General features: G+C 38.9%; 19 protein-coding genes and 1 pseudogene. 15 read left to right on the forward strand and 5 right to left on the reverse strand.

The window, feature by feature from the left end; genetic code table 11:
* Nucleotides 1-90: 90 nt before the first annotated feature.
* Both BMW36_RS08790 and BMW36_RS08795 read left to right on the forward strand, forming a co-directional pair.
* Nucleotides 91-1443: a DUF2252 domain-containing protein gene (locus tag BMW36_RS08790; RefSeq protein ID WP_089740501.1), complete on the forward strand. Its 1353-nt coding sequence runs from the start codon at nucleotides 91-93 to the stop codon at nucleotides 1441-1443.
* 36 nt (nucleotides 1444-1479) lie between these two features.
* Nucleotides 1480-1989, forward strand: coding sequence for a MogA/MoaB family molybdenum cofactor biosynthesis protein (locus BMW36_RS08795; protein ID WP_089740502.1), 510 nt, complete (start codon nucleotides 1480-1482; stop codon nucleotides 1987-1989).
* 239 nt (nucleotides 1990-2228) lie between these two features.
* On the opposite strand, the gene BMW36_RS08800 is transcribed toward BMW36_RS08795, so the two are convergent.
* The 3 genes from BMW36_RS08800 to moaC form a co-directional block, all read right to left on the reverse strand.
* A complete protein-coding gene (locus BMW36_RS08800; protein WP_089740503.1) occupies nucleotides 2229-2813 on the reverse strand; it encodes a hypothetical protein in 585 nt (194 codons plus the stop codon).
* On the reverse strand, nucleotides 2797-3210 hold the full coding sequence (locus BMW36_RS08805; RefSeq protein WP_245711636.1) for an RNA polymerase sigma factor: 414 nt from the start codon (nucleotides 3208-3210) through the stop codon (nucleotides 2797-2799). The genes BMW36_RS08800 and BMW36_RS08805 overlap by 17 nt, the downstream gene beginning before the upstream one ends.
* 247 nt (nucleotides 3211-3457) lie before the next feature.
* A complete protein-coding gene (moaC, locus tag BMW36_RS08810; RefSeq protein WP_089740504.1) occupies nucleotides 3458-3949 on the reverse strand; it encodes a cyclic pyranopterin monophosphate synthase MoaC in 492 nt (163 codons plus the stop codon).
* Nucleotides 3950-4153: 204 nt separating this feature from the next.
* Here moaC and BMW36_RS08815 point away from each other — a divergent pair, with 204 nt between their 5' ends.
* The 12 genes from BMW36_RS08815 (at nucleotide 4154) to BMW36_RS08870 (ending at nucleotide 17893) form a co-directional block, all read left to right on the forward strand.
* On the forward strand, nucleotides 4154-5896 hold the full coding sequence (locus BMW36_RS08815) for an adenine deaminase C-terminal domain-containing protein (protein WP_089740505.1): 1743 nt from the start codon (nucleotides 4154-4156) through the stop codon (nucleotides 5894-5896).
* Between the two features lie 82 nt (nucleotides 5897-5978).
* Nucleotides 5979-7025 carry a DUF3048 domain-containing protein gene (locus tag BMW36_RS08820; protein ID WP_245711637.1) on the forward strand — a complete coding sequence of 349 codons (1047 nt, stop codon included), beginning with the start codon at nucleotides 5979-5981 and terminating at the stop codon, nucleotides 7023-7025.
* A 26-nt stretch (nucleotides 7026-7051) separates the two neighbouring features.
* Nucleotides 7052-7357 carry a YerC/YecD family TrpR-related protein gene (locus tag BMW36_RS08825; protein WP_089740506.1) on the forward strand — a complete coding sequence of 102 codons (306 nt, stop codon included), beginning with the start codon at nucleotides 7052-7054 and terminating at the stop codon, nucleotides 7355-7357.
* 12 nt (nucleotides 7358-7369) lie between these two features.
* The gene (locus BMW36_RS08830; RefSeq protein ID WP_089740507.1) at nucleotides 7370-8353 is read left to right on the forward strand and encodes a Gfo/Idh/MocA family protein; all 984 of its coding nucleotides are present in this window, start codon (nucleotides 7370-7372) and stop codon (nucleotides 8351-8353) included.
* Nucleotides 8354-8670: 317 nt separating this feature from the next.
* Nucleotides 8671-9087 (forward strand): hemerythrin domain-containing protein, encoded by a 417-nt coding sequence (locus BMW36_RS08835; RefSeq protein WP_089740508.1) that lies wholly within the window; start codon nucleotides 8671-8673, stop codon nucleotides 9085-9087.
* A gap of 17 nt (nucleotides 9088-9104) precedes the next feature.
* On the forward strand, nucleotides 9105-9392 hold the full coding sequence (locus BMW36_RS08840) for a hypothetical protein (protein ID WP_089740509.1): 288 nt from the start codon (nucleotides 9105-9107) through the stop codon (nucleotides 9390-9392).
* 26 nt (nucleotides 9393-9418) lie between these two features.
* The gene (locus tag BMW36_RS08845; RefSeq protein WP_089740510.1) at nucleotides 9419-9703 is read left to right on the forward strand and encodes a hypothetical protein; all 285 of its coding nucleotides are present in this window, start codon (nucleotides 9419-9421) and stop codon (nucleotides 9701-9703) included.
* Nucleotides 9693-13370, forward strand: coding sequence for a nitrate reductase subunit alpha (locus BMW36_RS08850; protein ID WP_089740511.1), 3678 nt, complete (start codon nucleotides 9693-9695; stop codon nucleotides 13368-13370). Before BMW36_RS08845 ends, BMW36_RS08850 begins: the two co-directional genes overlap by 11 nt.
* Complete coding sequence (gene narH / locus BMW36_RS08855; RefSeq protein ID WP_089740512.1) at nucleotides 13360-14856, forward strand: nitrate reductase subunit beta; 1497 nt, start codon at nucleotides 13360-13362, stop codon at nucleotides 14854-14856. Before BMW36_RS08850 ends, narH begins: the two co-directional genes overlap by 11 nt.
* A gap of 2 nt (nucleotides 14857-14858) precedes the next feature.
* On the forward strand, nucleotides 14859-15452 hold the full coding sequence (gene narJ, locus BMW36_RS08860) for a nitrate reductase molybdenum cofactor assembly chaperone (protein ID WP_089740513.1): 594 nt from the start codon (nucleotides 14859-14861) through the stop codon (nucleotides 15450-15452).
* Nucleotides 15453-15474: 22 nt separating this feature from the next.
* Entirely contained in the window at nucleotides 15475-16176 is a 702-nt protein-coding gene (gene narI / locus BMW36_RS08865) for a respiratory nitrate reductase subunit gamma (protein WP_089740514.1), read from the forward strand.
* Nucleotides 16177-16387: 211 nt separating this feature from the next.
* The gene (locus BMW36_RS08870; protein ID WP_089740515.1) at nucleotides 16388-17893 is read left to right on the forward strand and encodes a nitrate/nitrite transporter; all 1506 of its coding nucleotides are present in this window, start codon (nucleotides 16388-16390) and stop codon (nucleotides 17891-17893) included.
* A 106-nt stretch (nucleotides 17894-17999) separates the two neighbouring features.
* Here the strand turns inward: BMW36_RS08870 and BMW36_RS08875 are convergent.
* Both BMW36_RS08875 and BMW36_RS08880 read right to left on the reverse strand, forming a co-directional pair.
* Nucleotides 18000-19271 (reverse strand): annotated as a pseudogene (locus BMW36_RS08875) (UDP-N-acetylmuramoyl-tripeptide--D-alanyl-D-alanine ligase); the annotation flags it as partial.
* A gap of 48 nt (nucleotides 19272-19319) precedes the next feature.
* Nucleotides 19320-20375 carry a D-alanine--D-alanine ligase gene (locus BMW36_RS08880; RefSeq protein WP_089740517.1) on the reverse strand — a complete coding sequence of 352 codons (1056 nt, stop codon included), beginning with the start codon at nucleotides 20373-20375 and terminating at the stop codon, nucleotides 19320-19322.
* A gap of 391 nt (nucleotides 20376-20766) precedes the next feature.
* On the opposite strand from BMW36_RS08880, the gene BMW36_RS08885 reads away from it, so the two are divergent.
* A complete protein-coding gene (locus BMW36_RS08885) occupies nucleotides 20767-22266 on the forward strand; it encodes a nitrate/nitrite transporter (RefSeq protein ID WP_089740518.1) in 1500 nt (499 codons plus the stop codon).
* Nucleotides 22267-22379: the final 113 nt, after the last annotated feature.

Below are 22379 nucleotides of genomic sequence, written 5' to 3' on the forward strand. Positions count from 1 at the left end.
AAAAAATCTTTAGTGACCACTAAGGATTTTTTTGTTTGCTGATCTTTAAGAAAATTATGCTAAACTAATAATAAAAGAGGAGGGGTTATCATGGTTTTAGATATTCAGGAAAAGGTTCGTGAAACAAACCGTAACTTAAGAAAACAATCACTCCACACGATTTTAGAACAGCTAGATGATTATGTAATGGGTTTGAGCAAACAGGAACGCCGCAGGAAATATGACAAAATGAAGCAAAATCCATATAGTTTTTACCGTGGAAGTGCTTATTTATTTTATTACGATGTAACAAAAATTCCTTTTGCATTTCATACGGAAAAATCAATGCCGACATGGATTATGGGTGATATGCATTTTGATAATTTCAGCAGTTTTCAAGATGAAGATGGACAATTAGTTTTTGATGTCGATGATTTTGATGAAGGTTATCTAGGATCTTATTTGTATGATTTACTGCGGATGGTCGTTAGTATCCGGTTAATGACACAACAGCATGGTATTACAGATTCCACTATTCGTGATGAATTAGTGACCGCTTTTTTGAAAGCATATTGTAAACAGATTAGCAAGTTTGCCAATAGAGAAGAAGATCCGCGTACAACTAGTTTTACAGTAGAGAATACAAAGGGACCGATTAAGAAGGTTTTGAAAAAGCTGGAGGAACGACAAGCAACACATGAATTAGATAAACAAACAATTATTAATAATGATGGCGAAAGAGTTTTTAACAGAGAAAAAGAAAAGCTCCATGAGGTGACCCAAAAGGAATTCCGAGATATTACTGCTAACTGGAATAAATACATTGACTCTATTCCGAAAGAATGGAAACGAGAGGATTCCCATTATCAAATTAAGGATATTGTAAAAAAATTAGGATCCGGAGTAGCTTCAACCGGATTAAAACGTTACTATGTATTGATTGAGGGTATAGATGAACATGCGGCAAATGATGATATTATTTTGGAAGTTAAAGAGGCGCGTCCAGCCATTCCGGCATATTTTGTAGAGTACAATGAATCCTTCTGGGAGCAATATAAGCATCAAGGTAAACGCGTTATCCATACTCAAAAAGCAATGCACCATAAAGCAGACGAATACCTTGGTTATTTAACGATAGGAAATCGTGAATTTTATGTGCGGGAACGATGTGCTTTTGATAAGGATATTAATCCAAAACATTTAGATGATGTAAAACCAATTAAACAGACCGTAAAAACTATGGGGAAAATAGCAGCAAAGATTCATGCGAGAGCAGATCAGGATATAAATGAGGAATTACTTGGTTATCATAGTGAGGATGCGATATATGACGTAATTGAACGTGACAGAAATCAGTTTATACAGGAACTTGTATCATGGTCGCGTTTTTATAAACACCAGGTAGAACGAGATTATACTATCTTTTTGGAATGGCTGGAAACAGACTTTTATCCAAATGCTTAACATCACAAAATTCTGAAAAATAAAGGAGATAACATCATGTCACTGGAACATAAAGCTGAAGCACCATCAACGGTCCGTTGTAAAATTATTACAGTTAGTGATACAAGAACGGAAGAAACAGATAAGAGTGGAAAACTGATGCGGGAATATTTGGAGAATCATCATCATCAAGTAACTGCATATGAAATCGTGAAAGATCAAAAAGCGGACATCGAACGTGCAATCAAACATGGAATGGAACAATCAGATGTTGATGCGATTTTATTAAATGGTGGCACAGGGATAGCAAAACGTGATGTAACGATTGAGGTGGTAGATGTTCTTCTGGATAAAAAGATGCCAGGATTTGGTGAGCTTTTTCGTGTACTAAGTTTTCAGGAAGATATTGGTTCTGCGGCTATCCTATCACGTGCAACGGCTGGAGTGATGCATGATAAAGCTATCTTTGCTACACCTGGGTCATCTGGTGCTGTAAAATTAGCGATGGAGCGGCTCATAATTCCTGAATTAGGCCATGTGATGCGAGAGATTAATAAAGATATCTAATAAATTTTTTAACGAAGCTAGTGGAAGAGAAATGAGGAAGACAAAATCATTAAAAAAACTGAACGGATAATATGGATTATGTGTGTTCAGCACTTTTGCAATGTACTCAACATATATAATATTGACTGCACATAATCCATATTAAATAGAATAGCTTTAATATACGAAAATCAAAAAAACAACATTTTGCAAGCTCATCCAAACTCATTTTTTAGGTAAATTCTTCAGATCTCTTCCTGCTAATCGACTGGCTCTAAACGTGTTGTTTCTATGGAATTACCGACAATCTTAAATTTATATTCTTTACCCCTTTCAATAGTTAGAGGTATGACAGGTTCGATAGTCACGCGGTTTTCGTTATCGAAAACGATCACTGCTTCGATGGCTATCTCCCCGTTTAATTCAAAATCTTCTTCAATAAAGTCAAAATGGACTTTTTGACCTTTAGCAATCAAAGAGTTATCCGCATTGATCATATTTTGATTATCAACTTTTTGCTCCCCTTTATACACATTCAAACTTATTCCATGGAAATCAAGGTTAGTTTGGTTCGTTATCGAAATCATTATATCCTCTGCCACTTGTTCGCTGAGCGTGTCATTTGCTGTGTCTTTCTCACCAACCCCATTTATATTACTAAGGGCAAGTATGGTTATAAGAAGAGCAACAGCTGCAAAGCTGATCCATTGTTTTGCTGGTTGCTTTGATGAAATTTTAGGATCATGTATTGTTCTTCTAATTTGGGCAAAAGAATCCTCACTCTCTTTACGGGATAATTTTATTTTCTTATTAAGTCCTTTCCAATCCTTATCGTAATGGCTCATGGATATATCCCTCCTTTTGTAATTCTTTCTTTAATGCTTCCAGTGCACGCATTAACTGGACCTTCACTTTAGACTCCGACCAATTTAAGATTGATGCGGATTCTTTAATCGAAAATTCTTTGATTTTTCTTAAGATAATTACTTCGCGATAGGATATTCTCAGTTTTTGAAGTGCCTGATACAGCTCCTTTTCTGTTTCGTTTAAGACAGATAATTGCTCAGGTGTTTTCGCCATTGTTTCTATATTAACTGGACGGTCGAAAAGATAGGCGACCGGCTTTCGTTTTCGAATATAGTCAATCGTAATATTTCTTGCAATACGAACAAGCCAGCCTTTTTCTTCTCCTCCCTGAAACGTGTTCAATTTAGATGCTGCCCGTACAAAAGTGTCCTGCATCAAATCTTTCGCTTGCTCATGATCTCCAATCAAAAAAAGATATAATTGTAAATATCCTGATGGTATCGTTCATACCAAACATGTAATGTTTTAAGATGCAATGTCTCCATCCCTTTCTGTACTTTCTACTTTAACAACGGATAATGACAGTAAAAGTTACAAAAATAAAAAATCACTCAACGTAATTATTGAGTGATTTACCGAAAACGCTAAGTGTCCTTCCAGGTTTCGCTAAATGCTTAGTGAATTATCTAAAATCTTCGCGTTTGTATGTGCCGCTCTTTCCACCAGTTTTCTCTAATAAGTATGTAGAACCAATAATCATTCCTTTATCTACGGCTTTACACATATCATAAACAGTTAAGGCTGTGATGGATGCGGCAGTTAATGCTTCCATCTCCACACCAGTACTTCCTTGTGTCTTTGCTTCTACTGTAATCAGGAGTTCATGTTTATCTTCCTCTACATTCCAGTCAAAATGTATATTTACCCCACTTAAAGGTAACGGATGGCACATCGGAATAATATTGGAAGTCTGTTTTGCTGCCATTATTCCCGCAACTTGTGCAACTGACAGCACATCCCCTTTGCCAATCTTATGATCCATAATTTTTTGATAAATCTCCTGGTTTACTATAATGCTGGATCTCGCAACTGCTGTTCTGCTTGTCACTTTTTTCTCTGTAATATCTACCATTTTGGCCCGGCCCTGTTCATTAATATGCGAAAAATCTGTCATATTTTATCACCAACCTTTACCGCTTATTATACAATAACAGGGACAGGAAATGAAAATATCATATGAATAAACAATTGAATAAAATATACGTAAATGTGCCTAAATAAACGTCAAAAATTTGTCATTTCCACACAATGCAAACGCTATCAAATCGTGATACAATTATATTATGATTAAAAATGAGATAAAGTTGAGGAGAATATTATGAATGATCATTTATATAGATGGAGAAATAAAGAAATTCGTAAGCAAGTAGCTGTCATTGACGAGAAAGAGGCACCTACCTTGATCTTGAAAAATGCATACTACTTAAATGTTTTTTTAAGAAAATGGATGGAAGCGCATATCTGGATTTACAATGACCGAATTGTTTATGTAGGAAAGAAGCTTCCGGAAAAGTTAACAGGTGTGAATATTGTCGATTGCAGTGGTAAGTACATTGTTCCTGGCTATATCGAACCACATGCACATCCTTTTCAATTATATAATCCATATGAATTAGCAATGTATGCCGGGCAGACTGGAACAACAACAATGATGAATGACAACTTACCTTGGCTTTATTTAACGAACAGAGAGAAAGCGTTTTCATTATTAGAAGATTTCATGAAGTTACCTGTTTCGATGTATTGGTGGGCAAGGTTTGACTCACAATCGCAGATCAATGAAGAACAGGAAATTTTAAATGATCAGGAGGTCCATGCATGGTTGCAGCACGAGGCAGTCGTGCAGGGAGGAGAGCTTACAGCATGGCCGCAGGTGTTAAAAGACGATGATCGAATTCTTTATTGGATGCAGGAGGCTAAACGGCTGAGGAAGCCGGTGGAAGGGCATTTTCCGGGAGCTTCAGAGAAAACGCTCGTTAAGCTGAAATTATTAGGAGCAAGCTCCGACCATGAGGCATTATCTGGAGAAGAGGTATTTCACCGCCTTTCAATGGGGTATCGAATCGGTTTGCGTAATTCCTCCGTAAGACCGGATCTTGGGAAGCTTCTACGAGAATTACAAGATTTGGATTTAACCACATATGATCATTTAACAATGACTACAGATGGTTCCACACCATCATTTTATAAAAATGGCATTATCAATCAATGTATTCAGATTGCAATAGATAATGGGGTTCCAGCAATTGAAGCATATATGATGGCAACATATAATGCAGCAGAGCAGTTCCATTTGGAAGAAAGATTAGGAGCTATTGCACCTGGCAGGGTTGCCCACATTAATATATTGGAATCAATGGATAATGCTACACCTGTTTCTGTTATTGCAAAAGGTAAATGGCTGAAACGTGATGGAGAAATAATTGACCATCATGTACCGGTTGATTGGGAAAAATATGGACTTGGGAAACTGCAATTACAGTGGCAGCTCTCAGAACGTGATCTTCAATTTTCGATGCCGGTTGGTTTGAAAATGGAAAATGACGTTATTATGAAGCCATATCCTATTTCAATTGATGCGAATACTGAACAGATCTTAGCATCCAGTGACGAGTCATTCCTTATGCTTGGTGATCGGGAAGGTGAATGGCGTGTAAATACAATCATTAAAGGTTTTACCAAAACACTTGGGGGATTAGCGAGCTCTTATTCCTTAACAGGCGATATTGTCTTAATAGGGAAAAGTAAATCTGATCTGATGCTTGCATTTACCCGAATGAAAGAAATTGGTGGCGGAATAGTTCTGGTTCATGAAGGGAAAGTGATATTTGAATTGCCGTTAACCATCGCTGGTATGATGTTTGATGGCAAAATGACAAAACTTATGGACATTGATCAGAAGCTTAAGGATATTCTTATCAAACATGGATATAAATATAATGATCCGCCTTACAGCTTATTGTTTTTATCATCAATGCATTTACCTTTTGTACGCATTACCCCGCTAGGAATCATAGACGTTAAGAAAAAAGAGATATTATTCCCTGCAATAATGCGTTAAAGTTTGGTATAATAAATTAGGTATTTCGACATGTATGGTTACATACATGTCGAAATTATTTTTGGAGAGAAGGTGTGATCCTGTGAAGTGGAAAATATTTTTTGTAATTATATTGTCAATATTCCTGGTTGCCTGTTCGGATAAAGAAAACGTGCCGGAAGGAGAGAGGCAGGAAGAAGCTAAAACCCCAGTTGCAACGGCAGCAGATGAACCGGACAAGCCTGAAGAAAAAACAGAACCAGAGATAACAGCGCCATTTACAGGACTTCCTGTTGAGGAGGAATTAACAAACCGGATGGTAGCGGTTATGGTAAATAATCATCCATCAGCACGGCCTCAAACAAGTTTATCGAAAGCGGATATTGTCTTTGAAATTTTAGCAGAAGGTAATATTACAAGGTTTATGGCACTGTACCATAGTGAAATTCCTGATAAAGTCGGACCTGTGAGAAGCGCGAGACCATATTATTTCAATCTTGCAGATGATTATGGTGCTATGTATGTCTATCATGGAGCGATTTATTTTATTGAGGACATGATAAAAACTGGAGCTGCGGATGGGTTAAATGGTATGTATTATGATAATGATAAAGTTCTGTTTGAACGATCTTCAGACAGAGTAGCCCCGCATAATTCCTATGCATATTTTGATGGCATATACCAAAGAGCGGAAGAGAACGGTTATGAAACAGAACAGACATATGAGTCACTGCTTTTCAGTGATGAAGAGGTAGACGGAAACAAAGCAGAAGATATCCAATTTAGTTACGGGAATTATACGGTAAGATATGTTTATGATGAGAACGCAGATCAATATGTAAGATACAGTGATGGAGAACAGACAGTTGAATATAGTGAAAATACTCCAATTGAAATTAGCAATGTACTGATCCTCGAAACTGCACATCAAGTAGTTGATGATGTTGGGCGCCGTGAAATTGATATGGAATCCGGAGGAGATGCTTTATTACTCCAGAAGGGTAAAGTGCAAAACGTGCAATGGGAGCGAATTGATGGTAGAATTATTCCAACGATAGATGGTGAAGTTGTTCCTTTAGTTCCAGGTAAAACGTGGGTAAATGTTATTCCGGAGAATCCTGGGATCGAAGGTGTGATATTCACTGAATAGAACGGAATAAAAGGGGAGTGGGTCCCATGCAGATTGATAAATTGCGTGGCAGGCAACTGGATCAATTATTTGATGCAATTTTAACGTTAAAAGACAGAGAAGAGTGTTACCGCTTTTTTGATGATATCGCAACAATGAATGAGATACAATCTTTGGCACAGCGTTTGCATGTAGCTAAAATGCTGGATGAAGGGAGTACTTACACAGCGATAGCAAAGGAATCCAGTGCTTCCACAACAACTATTTCCCGTGTGAAAAGATGCCTGACCTATGGGAATGACGGTTACCGGATTGTGCTGGATCGAATGAACGAAAAAGAAGGAAAGGAATAAAGGTGAGAGTAAATGATTCGTTTTGGTGTAATAGGTACTAATTGGATAACTGATCGATTTCTAACAAGCGCAAAGGAAATTGCTGATTTCCAATTTGCGGCAGTTTATTCTAGAACAGAAGAGAAAGCAAAAGAATTTGCGGGAAAGTATGATGTCAACTCCACTTATACAGATTTAGAAGAATTTGCTCACAGTGATGGATTTGATGCCGTTTATATCGCAAGCCCTACAGCCTTTCATGCGGAACATGCGATTGCATGTATGAAGGGTGGTAAGCATGTAATTGTTGAAAAGCCTTTCGCCTCAAATGCAGGGGAAGTTGAAAAAATGATCGAAACTGCCAAATCAAATAATGTCACACTAATGGAAGCGATGAAGACAACACATGTACCGAATTTCAACAAGGTCAAGGAAAACTTAGAGAAGATCGGCCCTGTACGCAGATATATTGCCAACTTCTGTCAGTATTCCTCCAGATATGATAAATACAAGGAAGGTATTGTGTTAAATGCATTTAAGCCGGAATTATCAAACGGGTCACTGATGGACATAGGTGTATATTGTTTATATCCGATGGTTGCATTATTCGGAGCACCGGAGAAAGTGCAGGCAAGTGCATATATGCTCGATTCAGGTGTTGACGGACAAGGCTCTGTTATTGCTCAGTATAGTGAATTCAATGGGATCGCTATGTTCTCCAAAATCACGAATTCAGTATTACCTTCAGAAATCCAAGGTGAAAAAGGATCGATAGTGATTGGTAAATTTTCTGATATGGTCGATGTGAAAATCGTGTACCACGATGGGAATGAAGAAAACATTTCTGTGGAACAAAAAGAAAACACGATGTATTACGAAGCACTATCTTTCATAGAAACCATAAAAAACGGAAAACTCGAAAATAAGGTGAATACATGGGAGCGTTCGATTGAGACAATGAAGGTATTGGATAAGGCAAGAGCTGAGATAGGACTGGTATTCCCTGCCGATAAATAATAGATATAAAGAAAAAACTTAGTTCATCTTTTATATTAAAACAACCACAATCATATGAGATATAAGATAGTTCAAGACTGTTTCCCTTTTTCAAGGGAAACAGTCTTTTTTCCTGTCAAAAGATTATATAATCTTTTGACAGTTAATAGCTGGAGGCTTGCAGGTATAATCTCCAGTGAATCCGGCCATAATGCTATTTGTCAGAACAATTCTATTTCTGGCATAGAACGCGTTTACAAGTAAATAATTGACATAACATTTATAGTTCGATACATTGAAGGTGGTAAGCGATATACCATATGTGAGGGAGTGATTATTTGTCAGGACCAGCATTAAGAAAAATTGACAGCCATACAGCTATTCATGATGCAGCATTACAGGAAGCCCGTGAATTAACCAATGTGGCAGAAAATTTCTGGAGAGAGGGGGATGCTGAAAGAGCATTAAAAACTGCGTTAATTGCAGTAGAGCATTGGCAAACGAGAACATTAGCCCATGCAGATGCAGAGGAACAAGGGTTGTACAAGGAAATTGCGAAACAGTCAGAAAGCATGAATGAGAAAATTGCACAATTAATACGTGATCATGATTTGATGCGACGTTTAGTCTCAGAGATTAAACACTCTCTTATATCTGATGGAATGTGTGAAGCAATCATAAAAAAATTACATGCATTAATTATTATTGATGAATATCATAATCATGATGAAATGGAAATACTTCCTGATCATTAATAAATGGGGTGTCCGTATTGAAACCACTCGTATCCGCATATCCCCGCCTGTATGAGCAATTATTAAAAAGTCTGGAAGAAGAAAATATTCATTCTTTTGATATAGAGGCATATGCCACTGAAAAAGATGGACAAGCAGAAATTGAAATAAGGTTTGGGGATAACTTCCAACATGTTATTAAAGAGAAATTTTCATTAAATAATCTGACAGAGAAAAACCAGGATTATTTAGCCTTTTGTACGAAAACGGGGGAAACATGCAAAGAAACACTAATTCAAGATTACTTCAAGATGGTGAAACCATAAATCTACTGGAAAAGTGAGGGAATGCTATGTTTTTATTCGAACAAGAAGCTCAAATTGGTGATGATCGTCAAGATTTATTAGAAATACTACGTATGCGCTTTGGCGCAATTCCTCCTTCATTAGAAGAACAGCTATATCAATTACAGGACTATGCGACATTGGAAAGATTGATACTAGTTGCTGCAAACGCACCAACACTTCAAGTTTTTATAGAAGAAGTAAATGAAGGCAATGATTCCTTTAAAATAGTTGGTGACCGCTTCAACCCTCTTCAACAACTCTATGAAAAAGGTGATAAAGATGAAAAATAATGCCTTTTTCAAACATTTAAAATTTCTAACACCAGGTGAGAAAATTAACCAGGGATTTACGGAAGAAAGTACCAGACCGAGAGATTGGGAAAAGACGTACCGTAACCGCTGGGCTTATGATAAAGTGGTACGCTCTACACATGGTGTGAATTGTACTGGTTCATGCAGCTGGAAGGTTTATGTGAAAGATGGCATTATTACATCAGAAACTCAACAAACGGATTACCCTTCAACAGGTAAAGACTTCCCTGAATATGAGCCGCGGGGGTGTCCGAGGGGTGCAAGCTTCTCCTGGTATACCTACAGTCCTGCAAGAGTGAAATATCCTTACATACGTGGTGATCTTTATGCCATGTGGAAAGGAGAAAAAGAACTAGGACATGACCCGGTTCAGGCATGGAAAAATATAACCGAAGATCCGGAAAAACGGAAGAAATATATTAAAGCTCGTGGTACAGGCGGATTTGTTCGTGCGGAATGGCGTGATACTTGCGAAATGATTGCAAGTGCCACCATTGCGACAATTCAAAAATATGGACCAGATCGAATAGTTGGTTTTAGCCCCATTCCTGCTATGTCAATGGTAAGTTATGCAGGTGGATCGCGATTTTTGTCATTAATTGGTGGTACGATCCTGAGTTTTTATGACTGGTATGCAGATTTACCACCAGCATCACCTCAAGTTTGGGGCGATCAGACAGATGTCCCTGAAAGTGCTGACTGGTATAATTCCAAGTATTTTATTATCTGGGGTACCAATTTACCTCAAACTAGAACACCTGATGCGCACTTTATGGTGGAAGCCCGTTATAATGGAACAAAAGTTGTCGGGGTAAGTCCGGACTATGCCGAATACGAGAAATTTGCAGATTTATGGCTGCCGGCTCGTGCAGGTACAGACGGTGCTTTAGCGATGGCAATGACACATGTCATTCTAAAAGAATTCTATGTTGACAGACAGGTTCCATATTTCCTCAAATATGCCAAGCAATTTACGGATCTGCCTTTTTTAATTACGATCAATGAAGCGGAAGGTAATTACCGGTCAGGACGCTTTCTGCATGCTGATGATCTCGATGAAAAACACGAACTTGGAGAATGGAAGCCGGTTGTTTGGGACCAGCTAACAGATACATGGGAAATACCTAATGGAACACAGGGGCACAGGTGGGATGGATCTTCAAAATGGAACTTGAATTTAACGAGAGACGATAATACAGAAATTGATCCGCAATTAAGTTTTCTGAATGCATCCGATGAAGTGATAGAAGTAGAATTCCCTTACTTCGCAAAAGAACACGGTGACGTAGTTAGAAGGGGGGTCCCTGTCAAAAGCCTTAAGCTCAAAAATGGTGAAAGGAAATTAGTAACAACCATTTATGATTTAATGATGGCCCATACAGGTATTTCACGTGGCCTGCCTGGTGATTATCCGGAAAATTATGATGACCCTAAACCATACACTCCAGCATGGCAGGAAAGCATTACAACAGTCCCGAGACAGCATGTTATCCGCGTTGCCAGAGAATTTGCAGACAATGCTGAGCGTACGAAAGGGAAATCTATGATAGCTATGGGAGGAGGGACGAACCACTGGTATCACAGTGATCAAATTTACCGTTCGATACTTAACCTGATTTTGTTAACCGGCTCACAAGGTGTGAATGGCGGGGGCTGGGCTCACTATGTAGGACAGGAGAAAGTCCGCCCAGCTGAAGGCTGGCAAACCATTGCTTTTGCAAAAGACTGGGGAGTGGCCCCTAGGTTGCAAAACGGTACTTCCTTTTTTTATTTCGCAACAGATCAGTATCGCTATGAAGAGAAGGAAGACTATCAGGAAAATAAGTGGAGAAGCAAGTATGCCCATATGCACCCGGCAGATGTTAATGCATTAGCAGCAAGGCTTGGCTGGTTACCTTCATATCCACAATTAACTCAGAACAGTATCGATATTGTAAAAGATGCGAGGAAGAATGGTGCAAAAAGTGATAAAGAAGTAATTGATACAATTACTAACAAACTGAAAAATGAAGAATTAGACTGGGCAATCGAGAACCCGGATGATCCGAGAAACTTCCCGCGGGTATTCTTTAACTGGCGATCCAATTTACTTGGGGACAGTGGAAAGGGCCATGAATATTTTGTAAAACATTTAATCGGTGGTGACGATCAAGTCTTAACTGATGGAGAAATATCATGGAAGCCGGAAACAGTGAAGATGCAGGAGAAAGGTGCAGAAGGAAAAGCCGATCTGTTTGTCAGTATTGATTTTCGTATGACAAGTTCCGGTCTTTTCTCTGATATTGTCTTGCCAACTGCCACATGGTATGAAAAATATGACATATCAACTACGGACATGCACCCGTTCATTCACCCATTTAATGCAGCGGTAAACCCGCCATGGGAAGCGAAAAGTGACTGGAACATCTTTAGAGAAATAAGTAAAGTTTTCTCAGAACTTGCAGCAATTCATTTGCCTGGTGAAACGGAAGAGCTGATGATGTCACCGCTCGGTCATGATACCCCGGGAGAAATCGCTCAGCCAAATGGTGAGATTCGTGATTGGCGTAAAGGGCAGGCCGAAGCTATTCCAGGTAAGACAATGCCAAGTTTACAGGTAGTAAAACGTGATTACAGTAAAACATATGACAAATTAACAACAATTGGCCAACCATTAAAAAATGGCTATGGTATGAAAGGTGTAAAATATCCTGGGGAAAAAGTATACAGGGAATTAGAAAAAAGGCTCGGATTATCGAGAAGGGAAGGAATAGGTAAAGGTAACCCTGAATTGTACAAAGATACTGATGCGATAGAGGCAATATTATTAATGTCTGGTGCTTCCAATGGGAGCCGTGCTGTTGAAGGCTGGAAGTCACTTGAAGAAAAAACAGGTCAAAAGCTGGAGGATATCGCCAAAACAAGGGAAGAAGAAGCATTTACACTAAATGACCTAACGGCACAACCAAGGCACACTATTTCCACTCCTGTATGGAGCGGTTTGGAAAAAGATCATCGCCGGTATTCACCGTTTACAGTAAATACGGAGTATAAGATACCATGGCATACTTTAACAGGCCGCCAAAGTTTTTATCTGGATCATGAGATGATGCTGGACTTTGGAGAAGGATTGCCAACGTACCTGCCCCCTCTCGCAAAAGGACCTTATATCAAGGGAGAGCAGGAAGCAAAGCATGATGAAGCTTCCATTACGGTACGATATTTAACACCTCACCAGAAATGGGGTATTCATACTATGTTTACAGAGGCATCCCACATGGTGCAATTATTCCGCGGCTGGCAGGTAGTATGGATGAACGAAAAGGACGGCGCAAAAATCGGTTTGAAAGATAATGACTGGATCGAAGTTTACAATCGTAACGGTGTCGTAGCGGCAAGGGTTGTACTAACATACCGGATTCCGGAAGGGATGACTTATATGTACCATGCTCAGGATCGTACGATGGGTGTGCCGGGAACAACACTTAGTAAGAAGCGTGGTGGTACGCATAATAGTGTGACACGCATTACAGCTAAACCTACCCATATGATTGGCGGCTATTCCCAATTAAGCTATGGTTTCAATTATTATGGTCCAACCGGAAGTCAGAGAGATACAATCGCAATAATTAAACCAATGAAGGAGGTCAATTGGCTTGAAGATTAAAGCACAAGTAGCAATGGTGATGCATCTGGATAAGTGTATTGGCTGTCATACCTGTTCGGTTACATGTAAAACGACATGGACAAACAGGCCGGGAACAGAGTACATGTGGTTTAACAATGTGGAAACAAGGCCGGGACCTGGGTATCCAAAGCAATGGGAAGACCAGAATCGATATAAAGGCGGCTGGGAGTATAGCAATGGAAAGTTACGTCTGCGGGCAGGCGGACCGCTTTCTAAATTAAAGAATATATTTTATAACCCTGATATGGAAACATTGGATGACTATTATGAACCTTGGACATATGACTATCAAAACCTGATTAATAGAGAAAAGGGAGATAGTTTGCCTGTAGCCCGTCCGAAATCGATGATTACAGGGAAATATATCGATAAACCGGAATGGGGATCGAATTGGGATGATGACCTAGCTGGTGGTAGTGAAGTTGTGCCAATGGATCCCAACGTAGAAAAACTGCAGGAACATATTGCTATGGAATATGAGAAAACGTTCATGATGTATTTACCACGAATTTGTGAGCATTGTTTAAATCCTTCCTGTGTCGCTTCCTGTCCATCTGGTGCTTTATACAAACGGGATGAAGATGGAGTTGTGTTAGTCGATCAGGAGGAGTGTCGCGGATGGCGTTTTTGTATGAATGGATGTCCTTATAATAAGGTCTATTACAATTGGAATACACATAAAGCTGAAAAATGTAACTTCTGTTATCCGAGAACAGAAGCAGGCCTTCCTACAATCTGTTCAGAGACCTGTGTAGGCCGGATACGCTATATTGGTGTAGTTCTGTATGATGCAGATAAGGTTAAGGAAGCGGCATCTGTTGAAGACCCGCAGGATTTGTATCAGGCACAACTGGATTGCTTCCTGGACCCGTTTGACGAAGATGTCATCGCAAAAGCAAAAGAAGAAGGGATTAATGATGAATGGATTAAGGGTGCTCAGGAATCACCTATTTATAAAATGGCAATAAAGTGGAAAATAGCGTTGCCATTGCATCCGGAGTACCGCACATTACCTATGGTATGGTATGTGCCCCCACTTAGTCCGATTATGAATCATATTACAAATGAAGAAGAGTTAAATACGGACGGATATATCCCTGCGATCGATCAAATGCGTATTCCTGTTGAATATTTAGCTTCACTTTTGTCAGCGGGTGATACAAAAGTAATTCGGAAAGTTTTACTAAAACTGACAGCAATGCGTGTCCATATGCGACAGAAAACAGTAGGTGGAATTGATCCGCTGAAGGAAAGTGATTTGTTGAGAGGAGCAGGTATGACAGAAGAAGAAATAGAAGACATGGCGAATTTATTAGGTGTTGCAAAATACAAAGATCGCTTTGTCATTCCGACTGGGAGAAGAGAGATGCACGGCGATCTCCATTATAAACAAGGTGCATGCAGTCTGGAAGATCTTGCTCCGCCAGAAGGAATGGTTACTTATCCGTTTGAGAGGGGCAGTTGAAGATGAAACAGCAGGAAGCAGAATTATTAATTATTGCGGCAAGATTATTAGCATATCCTGATGAAAAAACTATCCCCTCTGTAAATAGTCTTATTAATCATTCAGTGATATCAGCAGAGCAGAAGAACAAACTGGATAAGGCTATTTCCCGATTGGAGGATATTCCATTATTAGATCTGGAAAAGCTTTATGTTCATACTTTTGATTTGAAAGCCAAAACGGGGCTTTACTTATCAGCTTATGAATTTGGGGACAGCCCTAAGCGGGGAGCGGCACTGATTAAGCTGCAGAAAATTATTAATCAGGCAGGCTATGAACGGGCAGATGGTGAATTAGCGGATTATATTCCGATGTTGTATGAATTGGTTGCTGTGATGGATGAAACGGATGAAACGATCCGATTATGGAAACGACTAGGTAATGTAACACAGATTATATTAGAGCAGCTTCCGGAAGATAATCCGTATCACCAGCTCATTGGCCTTCTGATGGAGGATGTTTTCCAGGCACCGACCAAGACGGAGATAAAGAAGATGGAGCAAAACCGAGAAGAAGCGGATTTAGACGAACTGCCATATCCGATTATGTATAACTAGCATTGCCTAAGGAGGAAAAATAATGATTGATATTTTTTTGTGGGTGGTATTTCCGTACATCACACTAACGATCATGATAGTTGGTTGTATTTACCGTTTTGCATTCAGGCAAAAAACATGGACCGCTCCCTCGACAGAATTTTTTGAAAAGAAATGGTTACGGATCGGCTCACCGCTTTTTCATTATGGTATCCTGCTGGCAGTGATCGGTCATGTCATGGGGCTTGTTATCCCATTACAGTTTTATCAGGCAATTGGCGTAACAGATCATCTTTATCATATCGGTGCTATTTACGGTGGCGGACTGGCTGGTCTCATGGTAGTAGCAGGTGCGGTTATTCTGCTAATTCGGAAAGCAACAGTCGACAGGGTGAGGATTCATGCTACTTTCGCAGATTTTTTCTCAGTTATTGCATTAATCATTGTCGCGGGAATCGGTACTTATATGACAATTGTTTACAATACGACAGTAGAAGCATATGAGTATCGTACAACGATAGGACCATGGTTTCGAAGTATATTTACTTTTCAACCGCAATATCAGTTAATGACAGAAGTTCCGGTTATTTTTAAAATCCATGTAATTGCATCATTCGGTTTGTTTGCATCTATTCCTTTTACACATCTTGTTCATATTTACAGTGTGCCTATCCATTATTTAGCAAGGGCGCCCCAACAATACCGATCAAGAGCAGGTTATCAGCATAGAAGGGATTATAAGTAAGATGCGCTTGCTCTGTCAGTAACAGAGGGTGAAACTAAAGAGTTAGAGAATAGTTTGGCGGCTGCTCATGCCGGTAGAACGAATTTTTGTTTAACAGACAACTAAATTCCTTATGAATGATAGATGAATTGCCTGCCTATTTGTTAAGACCATCCTACAATTACAGTAAGTAGTAAAATATGACATACTTTTGCAGGAAGGAATGTTATTAATGGCACAGGGAAAGGGATTGCAATTATCACTACAAACAATGAGTCTTGTAGCGGGATTTATGGTATGGGTTCTGCTTTCCTCATTAATGAGTTTTATAAAACAGGATATCAGTTTGACAGCCGGGCAGATCTCTCTTATCACTGCTGCACCGGTTATCTTAGGTTCCATTTTCCGGGTTCCTTTTGGGTATTATGCTAACAGATTTGGTGCACGCATCATATTTATTACTGGTTTACTGTTTTTAGTTTTGCCTGTTGGCTACTTAGGAATTGCAGATGGTTTCTTTGATTTATTGCTAGCAGGGATTTTTCTTGGTATTGGGGGCGCATTGTTTTCTGTCGGGGTCACCTCTTTACCGAAATATTATCCAAAAGAGAAGCACGGTTTTGTCAATGGTATTTACGGGGTCGGTAACATAGGTACTGCCATTACATCCTTTGGTGCGCCAATAATTGCAGGTATGTTTGGTTGGCGTCAGGCAGTTTTCACCTTTATTATTCCATTGATATTGTTTGCTGTTCTTAACTTTATTCTGGGAGACAGGAAAGAACCAAAAGTTGAGACTTCATTAAAAGATCAGATATTAAGTGTATATAAAAATAATAAACTATGGTTTCTCAGTTTCTTTTACTTCCTTACCTTTGGATCATTCGTTGCCCTGACTGTTTATTTACCAAATTTCCTTGTTTCGGAATTCCAGTTAACAGAAGTAGATGCGGGTTTAAGGACAGCGGTATTTGTTGCACTATGTACATTACTGAGACCTGTTGGCGGGATTTTAGGTGATAAATTTAATCCCTTTAAAGTTCTGATGGTTGTCTTCGCAGGACTCACGATTTCCGGTGTATTGTTGTCCTTTTCGCCGACAATTCTGCTTTACACAATAGGCAGTTTATCTGTAGCCATATTCTCGGGAATAGGAAATGGAACAATCTTCAAATTAGTTCCGCTCTATTTTACAAAACAGGCGGGAATTGTAAATGGTATTGTAGCCGCAATGGGAGGGATCGGCGGATTTTTCCCGCCAATCATATTAACTATCGTGCATGACATTAATGGACACTATGCAATTGGGTTCATGGCACTTTCCCAATTTGCATTAGCAAGTTTAATCATCATTATTTGGATGTATTATACAGATAAACTCAATTTATCGAACTATATTGTGAATAATGCTGGCCAGGGTATTTTAGTTACAGATGAAAATCGCAGAATTACGAAAACGAACAAAGCTTTTCAGCATATTACAGGATATTCTGAAGATGAAGTCATTGGCCATACTCCATTTGTCCTTAGTTCAGGAGTTCAGGATGAGGCATTTTATGAGGAAATGTGGAAGCAGCTGAGAGCGAATGGCATTTGGCAAGGTGAAATTATCAATAAAAGAAAAGACGGCGAATTATATAAACAATGGCTGTCAATTAGTGCGCTGAAAGATGCAGGAAACAATATCACCAATTATGTCGGCATATTCAGTGAAATGAAAGAAAAGGAAAAAGTTTAGCGGCAATGCTCTAAACTTTTTCCTTTTTTTACTACACAATAATGCCCTCAAGGATCTCTTCTAATTTCATCCCTCTTGATGCTTTTAACAGGACAGCAGTTTGCTCGTCCAACAGTGAGGACAATTCTTCCGTTATTTCTTTTTTATCTGAGAAACTTTTTACGATAATCTTGTTATTCCGCTCCATTACACCTTCTGCAATATCTTCTGCAAGGTCACCATAGGTAAAAACATACTGAATTTCATATTGGGCGATATAATGGCCGATTTCCTTGTGGAATACAGCTTCTTTCGAACCGAGTTCCAGCATATCACCAAGTACAAGGATCTTATTAGTGAAATTACTCAATTGGTCTACTAATGAGATAGCCGCACGCATAGAGGTGGGGCTTGCATTATATGCATCATTGATAATCAGTGAACCATTTTGACCTTGATGGGTTTCCAAACGCATTTTCGTAATGCGCAAACTTTCTAATTGTTGCTGAATGGTCCTGTCCGGGACATTCATATAATTTGCAATAGCAATTGCGAATAAAGCATTTTTCACATTGTGTAAGCCTAGCACAGGCAATTTGATTGTAATATCTGGGAGAATATTAGCCCTGAAGGTAGTCCCATTCTCATTAACTAAAATAGACTCCGGATAAAGAGATGAGTTTTTCTCCATACCTATCGCCTTTTTCGAAAATGGATAAGTTAGATTTTGTACTTTTTCTAGTAACAACGGTTCATCCCCGTCAAAGAGAAATAGTCCATTAGGCTTCAACCCTTTAGTGATTTCAAATTTTGCTGTAGCGATGTTCTCCCTTGAACCGAGTTCCTCGAGATGAGATTCACCGATATTAGTAATAACAGCAATATCTGGTTTAGCAATATAGGAAAGCTTTTCGATCTGGCCAAGTGCACTCATGCCCATTTCAAGAACCATAATCTCCGTTGACTCCTCCAATGAAAGCAATGTGAGAGGCAGCCCTTGCTGGCTATTATAGTTTCCTGCCGTTTTCTGCACCTTGTATGTACCTGACAGTACTTGGGCAATCATATCCTTTGTCGTCGTCTTTCCATTACTTCCAGTAATGCCGATAATTGTCACACCTAATTCTTCACGGTAGCTTCTGGCTAAGTTCTGCATTGCGAGCAATGGATCATCGACAAATAATAAAGGAACATTGTCTGGCGGATCCGGAATATCTTTCTTCCAGAAAGCTGCACCAGCACCTGATTGATAGGCTTTTTCCACGAATTGATGCCCGTCAGTATTTGTTCCTGGTAATGGGATAAATAATTGATCATTTTGTATTTGCCGGGTATCAATGGAAACACCTGAAATTTGTTTATTACCTGCTGCTGGATCGGAAAGAGTCGCATCTGACATAGCGGCTATCTGGTTAAGTGTTCGTGTTATCAATTTTTCAACCTCCGATCAATCGAATGTATACCTTATTTTCGTTTTTTCTTCGTGTCTTTCGATGGCTAATTCTACTAGCTTATTGATTAAGGACGGATAATCCAGGCCGCTGTTCTCCCACAGTAGTGGGAACATACTAACAGGTGTAAAACCAGGCATAGTATTGACTTCATTTATTAAAATTTCGTTGTTTTCTGTTAAAAAGAAATCCATTCTTGCTAAGCCTGAACAATCCAGTGCTTTGTATGCTTTGACTGCCATTTCCCTGACAGAATTGTAAATATCATCAGAGACATCTGCAGGAATGATTAGGGCGGTATCACCGTCTTCATACTTTGATTGGTAATCATAAAATTCAGTTTTTGGTACAATTTCACCAACTACGGAGCATTCGGGTTCTTCATTTCCAATCACTCCAATTTCAATTTCTCTTGCTGTTACGCCTTCTTCCACAATAATTCTGCGATCAAATTGTAATGCTTCGGTTATAGCCTCAATTAGTTTCTCACGGTTCGTTGCTTTATTGATCCCGACACTTGAACCGAGATTTGCTGGTTTCACAAAAACAGGATAGTTTAATGTCTGCTCAATATTTTTCACAACGTTTTCCTTGTTGTCTTCCCATTCTTTACGAATGAAACCAACATAATGGACTTGCGCTAATCCTGCTTGTGCAAAGATAGCTTTCATCGCAATTTTATCCATTCCAGCCGACGAAGCTAATACTCCGTTACCGACATAAGGAAGATTCAATAGTTCCAAAAGCCCCTGAACCGTTCCATCTTCCCCGTTTGGACCATGAAGTAAAGGGAATACTACTTCATTCTCTGTCTCTGTAAGGGTAAGTGGTGAGACAGATTCATCAGCCTGTTTATATTCGAGCAGTTTGGCATCATCCACTTTTCCTTCTAATAAGGCACCTTTATGCCATAATCCTTTTCCATCTATGTAGATTGGCTGAACGTCATATTTTGATTGATCAACTGCATTCATTACAGCTTTTGCAGTTTGCAGGGATACATTATGCTCGGCAGATTTTCCGCCAAACAGTAAATGAATTTTTGTTCTCATAAAGGTATAACCTCCAAAATAATAATCTATATCTATGTGTTGAATATTATTCTATATACTATGAAATGGAAAGATGTCCTATACTTCTTTACAACACAATAATAAGTATACATCTAAAATGTTTAAATTCACAATGATGCTATTAAAATTGATTAGATAGTTTCAGTTAAAGGGAGAGGTATGCGAGACTGATACATGAAACAAGGAGCAAAATCAACTAAATTAACAGTAGGAGTCAGCACCGCAAAAAATTGCCCGGCTTATCAATTCTAAATAAGTGATCAGATAAAGTGAAATAAAAGAAAACTTATATGTGAAATAGATCACAGACACACTGTGCAGCTATGTATATTCTAAAGTTAAATAGTATGATAGGAAAGGATGCATGATGATGCAGAATGTCAAAAAGTTTCAATTGCCATTACAAACAATGAGTTTAGTCACGGGTTTTATGGTATGGGTGTTATTGTCATCATTAATGAGTTATATTAAGCAGGATATCGAGTTAACAGCAGGGCAAATTTCGTTAATTACTGCTGTCCCGGTCATTTTGGGCTCTATATTGCGTGTGCCGCTTGGGTATTACACAAACAGGTTCGGAGCGCGTGGGTTATTTATTTTGAGCATGCTGTTTCTTGTTTTACCTGTAGGTTATTTAAGCATGGCGGATAGTTTCATTGATTTAATTATTGCAGGGTTATTCCTCGGGATTGGCGGGGCTGTGTTCTCAGTCGGTGTAACATCACTGCCGAAATACTACCCGAAAGAAAAGCATGGCTTTGTTAATGGGATTTATGGCGTTGGTAATATTGGCACAGCTGTCACTTCATTCGGAGCACCGATTATCGCAGGGATGTATGACTGGCGTATAGCTGTGCTTGTATTTATCCTTCCGTTAGTGTTATTTGCTGTGTTGAACTTTTTGCTTGGTGACCGGAACGAACCTAAAGTGGATACTTCCTTAAAGCAGCAGGTGATGAGTGTCTACAAGAACAATAAACTCTGGTTCCTAAGTTTCTTTTATTTTTTAACTTTCGGCTCGTTTGTGGCATTAACCGTGTATTTGCCCAATTTCCTCGTATCTGAATTTCAATTATCAGAAGTGGATGCAGGCCTTAGAACAGCAGGATTTATTGTATTATGCACACTAATGCGGCCGATCGGGGGATGGCTTGGTGATAAATTTGACCCGTTTAAAGTATTGATGGCTGTTTTTGCAGGATTGACGATCTCAGGTATATTACTATCCTTTTCACCAACTATTCTCCTGTATACTGTTGGAAGTTTATCTGTTGCATTCTTCTCCGGTATCGGGAATGGAACAATATTCAAATTGGTACCATTATATTTTACGAAGCAGGCTGGGATTGTGAATGGTATAGTTGCAGCAATGGGAGGACTCGGAGGATTTTTTCCACCGCTTATTCTGACAATGGTGTATGAAATTAATGGTCATTATGCTATCGGTTTTATGGCATTATCCCAATTCGCATTAGCAAGTTTAATTATTATTGTGTGGATGTACTATACGGATAAGCTGCATATATCGGATTTTATTGTTAAAAATGCTGGGCAGGCCATCCTGGTAACAGATGAACATCGAAAAATAACAAAAACTAATCATGCCTTCGAATTAATTACTGGATATAGAGAAGAAGAGGTGATCGGTGTATCTCCAAAAATTCTTCAGTCAGATAAACAGGATAAAGATTTTTATAAAAATATGTGGGACCAATTAAACAGTGCGGGTATTTGGCAAGGCGAAATTGTCAATAAAAGAAAAACAGGAAAACTGTATAAACAATGGTTATCTATTAGTGCATTAAAAGATGCCGGAGGGAATGTAACAAACTATGTAGGTATATTCAGTGAAATAAAGGATGAAGCTTAGCTAATGCTAGGCTTTTTCTGTTTGCGCAGAAAAAATCGGATGTATTTTTCTGAAAATCTTCTTCCACAAGAAATAGTAATAACAAATTGAGATATCATTCAATATTCGGGGAG

The organism is Gracilibacillus ureilyticus (genome assembly GCF_900111195.1).
Classification (GTDB): domain Bacteria; phylum Bacillota; class Bacilli; order Bacillales; family Amphibacillaceae; genus Gracilibacillus; species Gracilibacillus ureilyticus.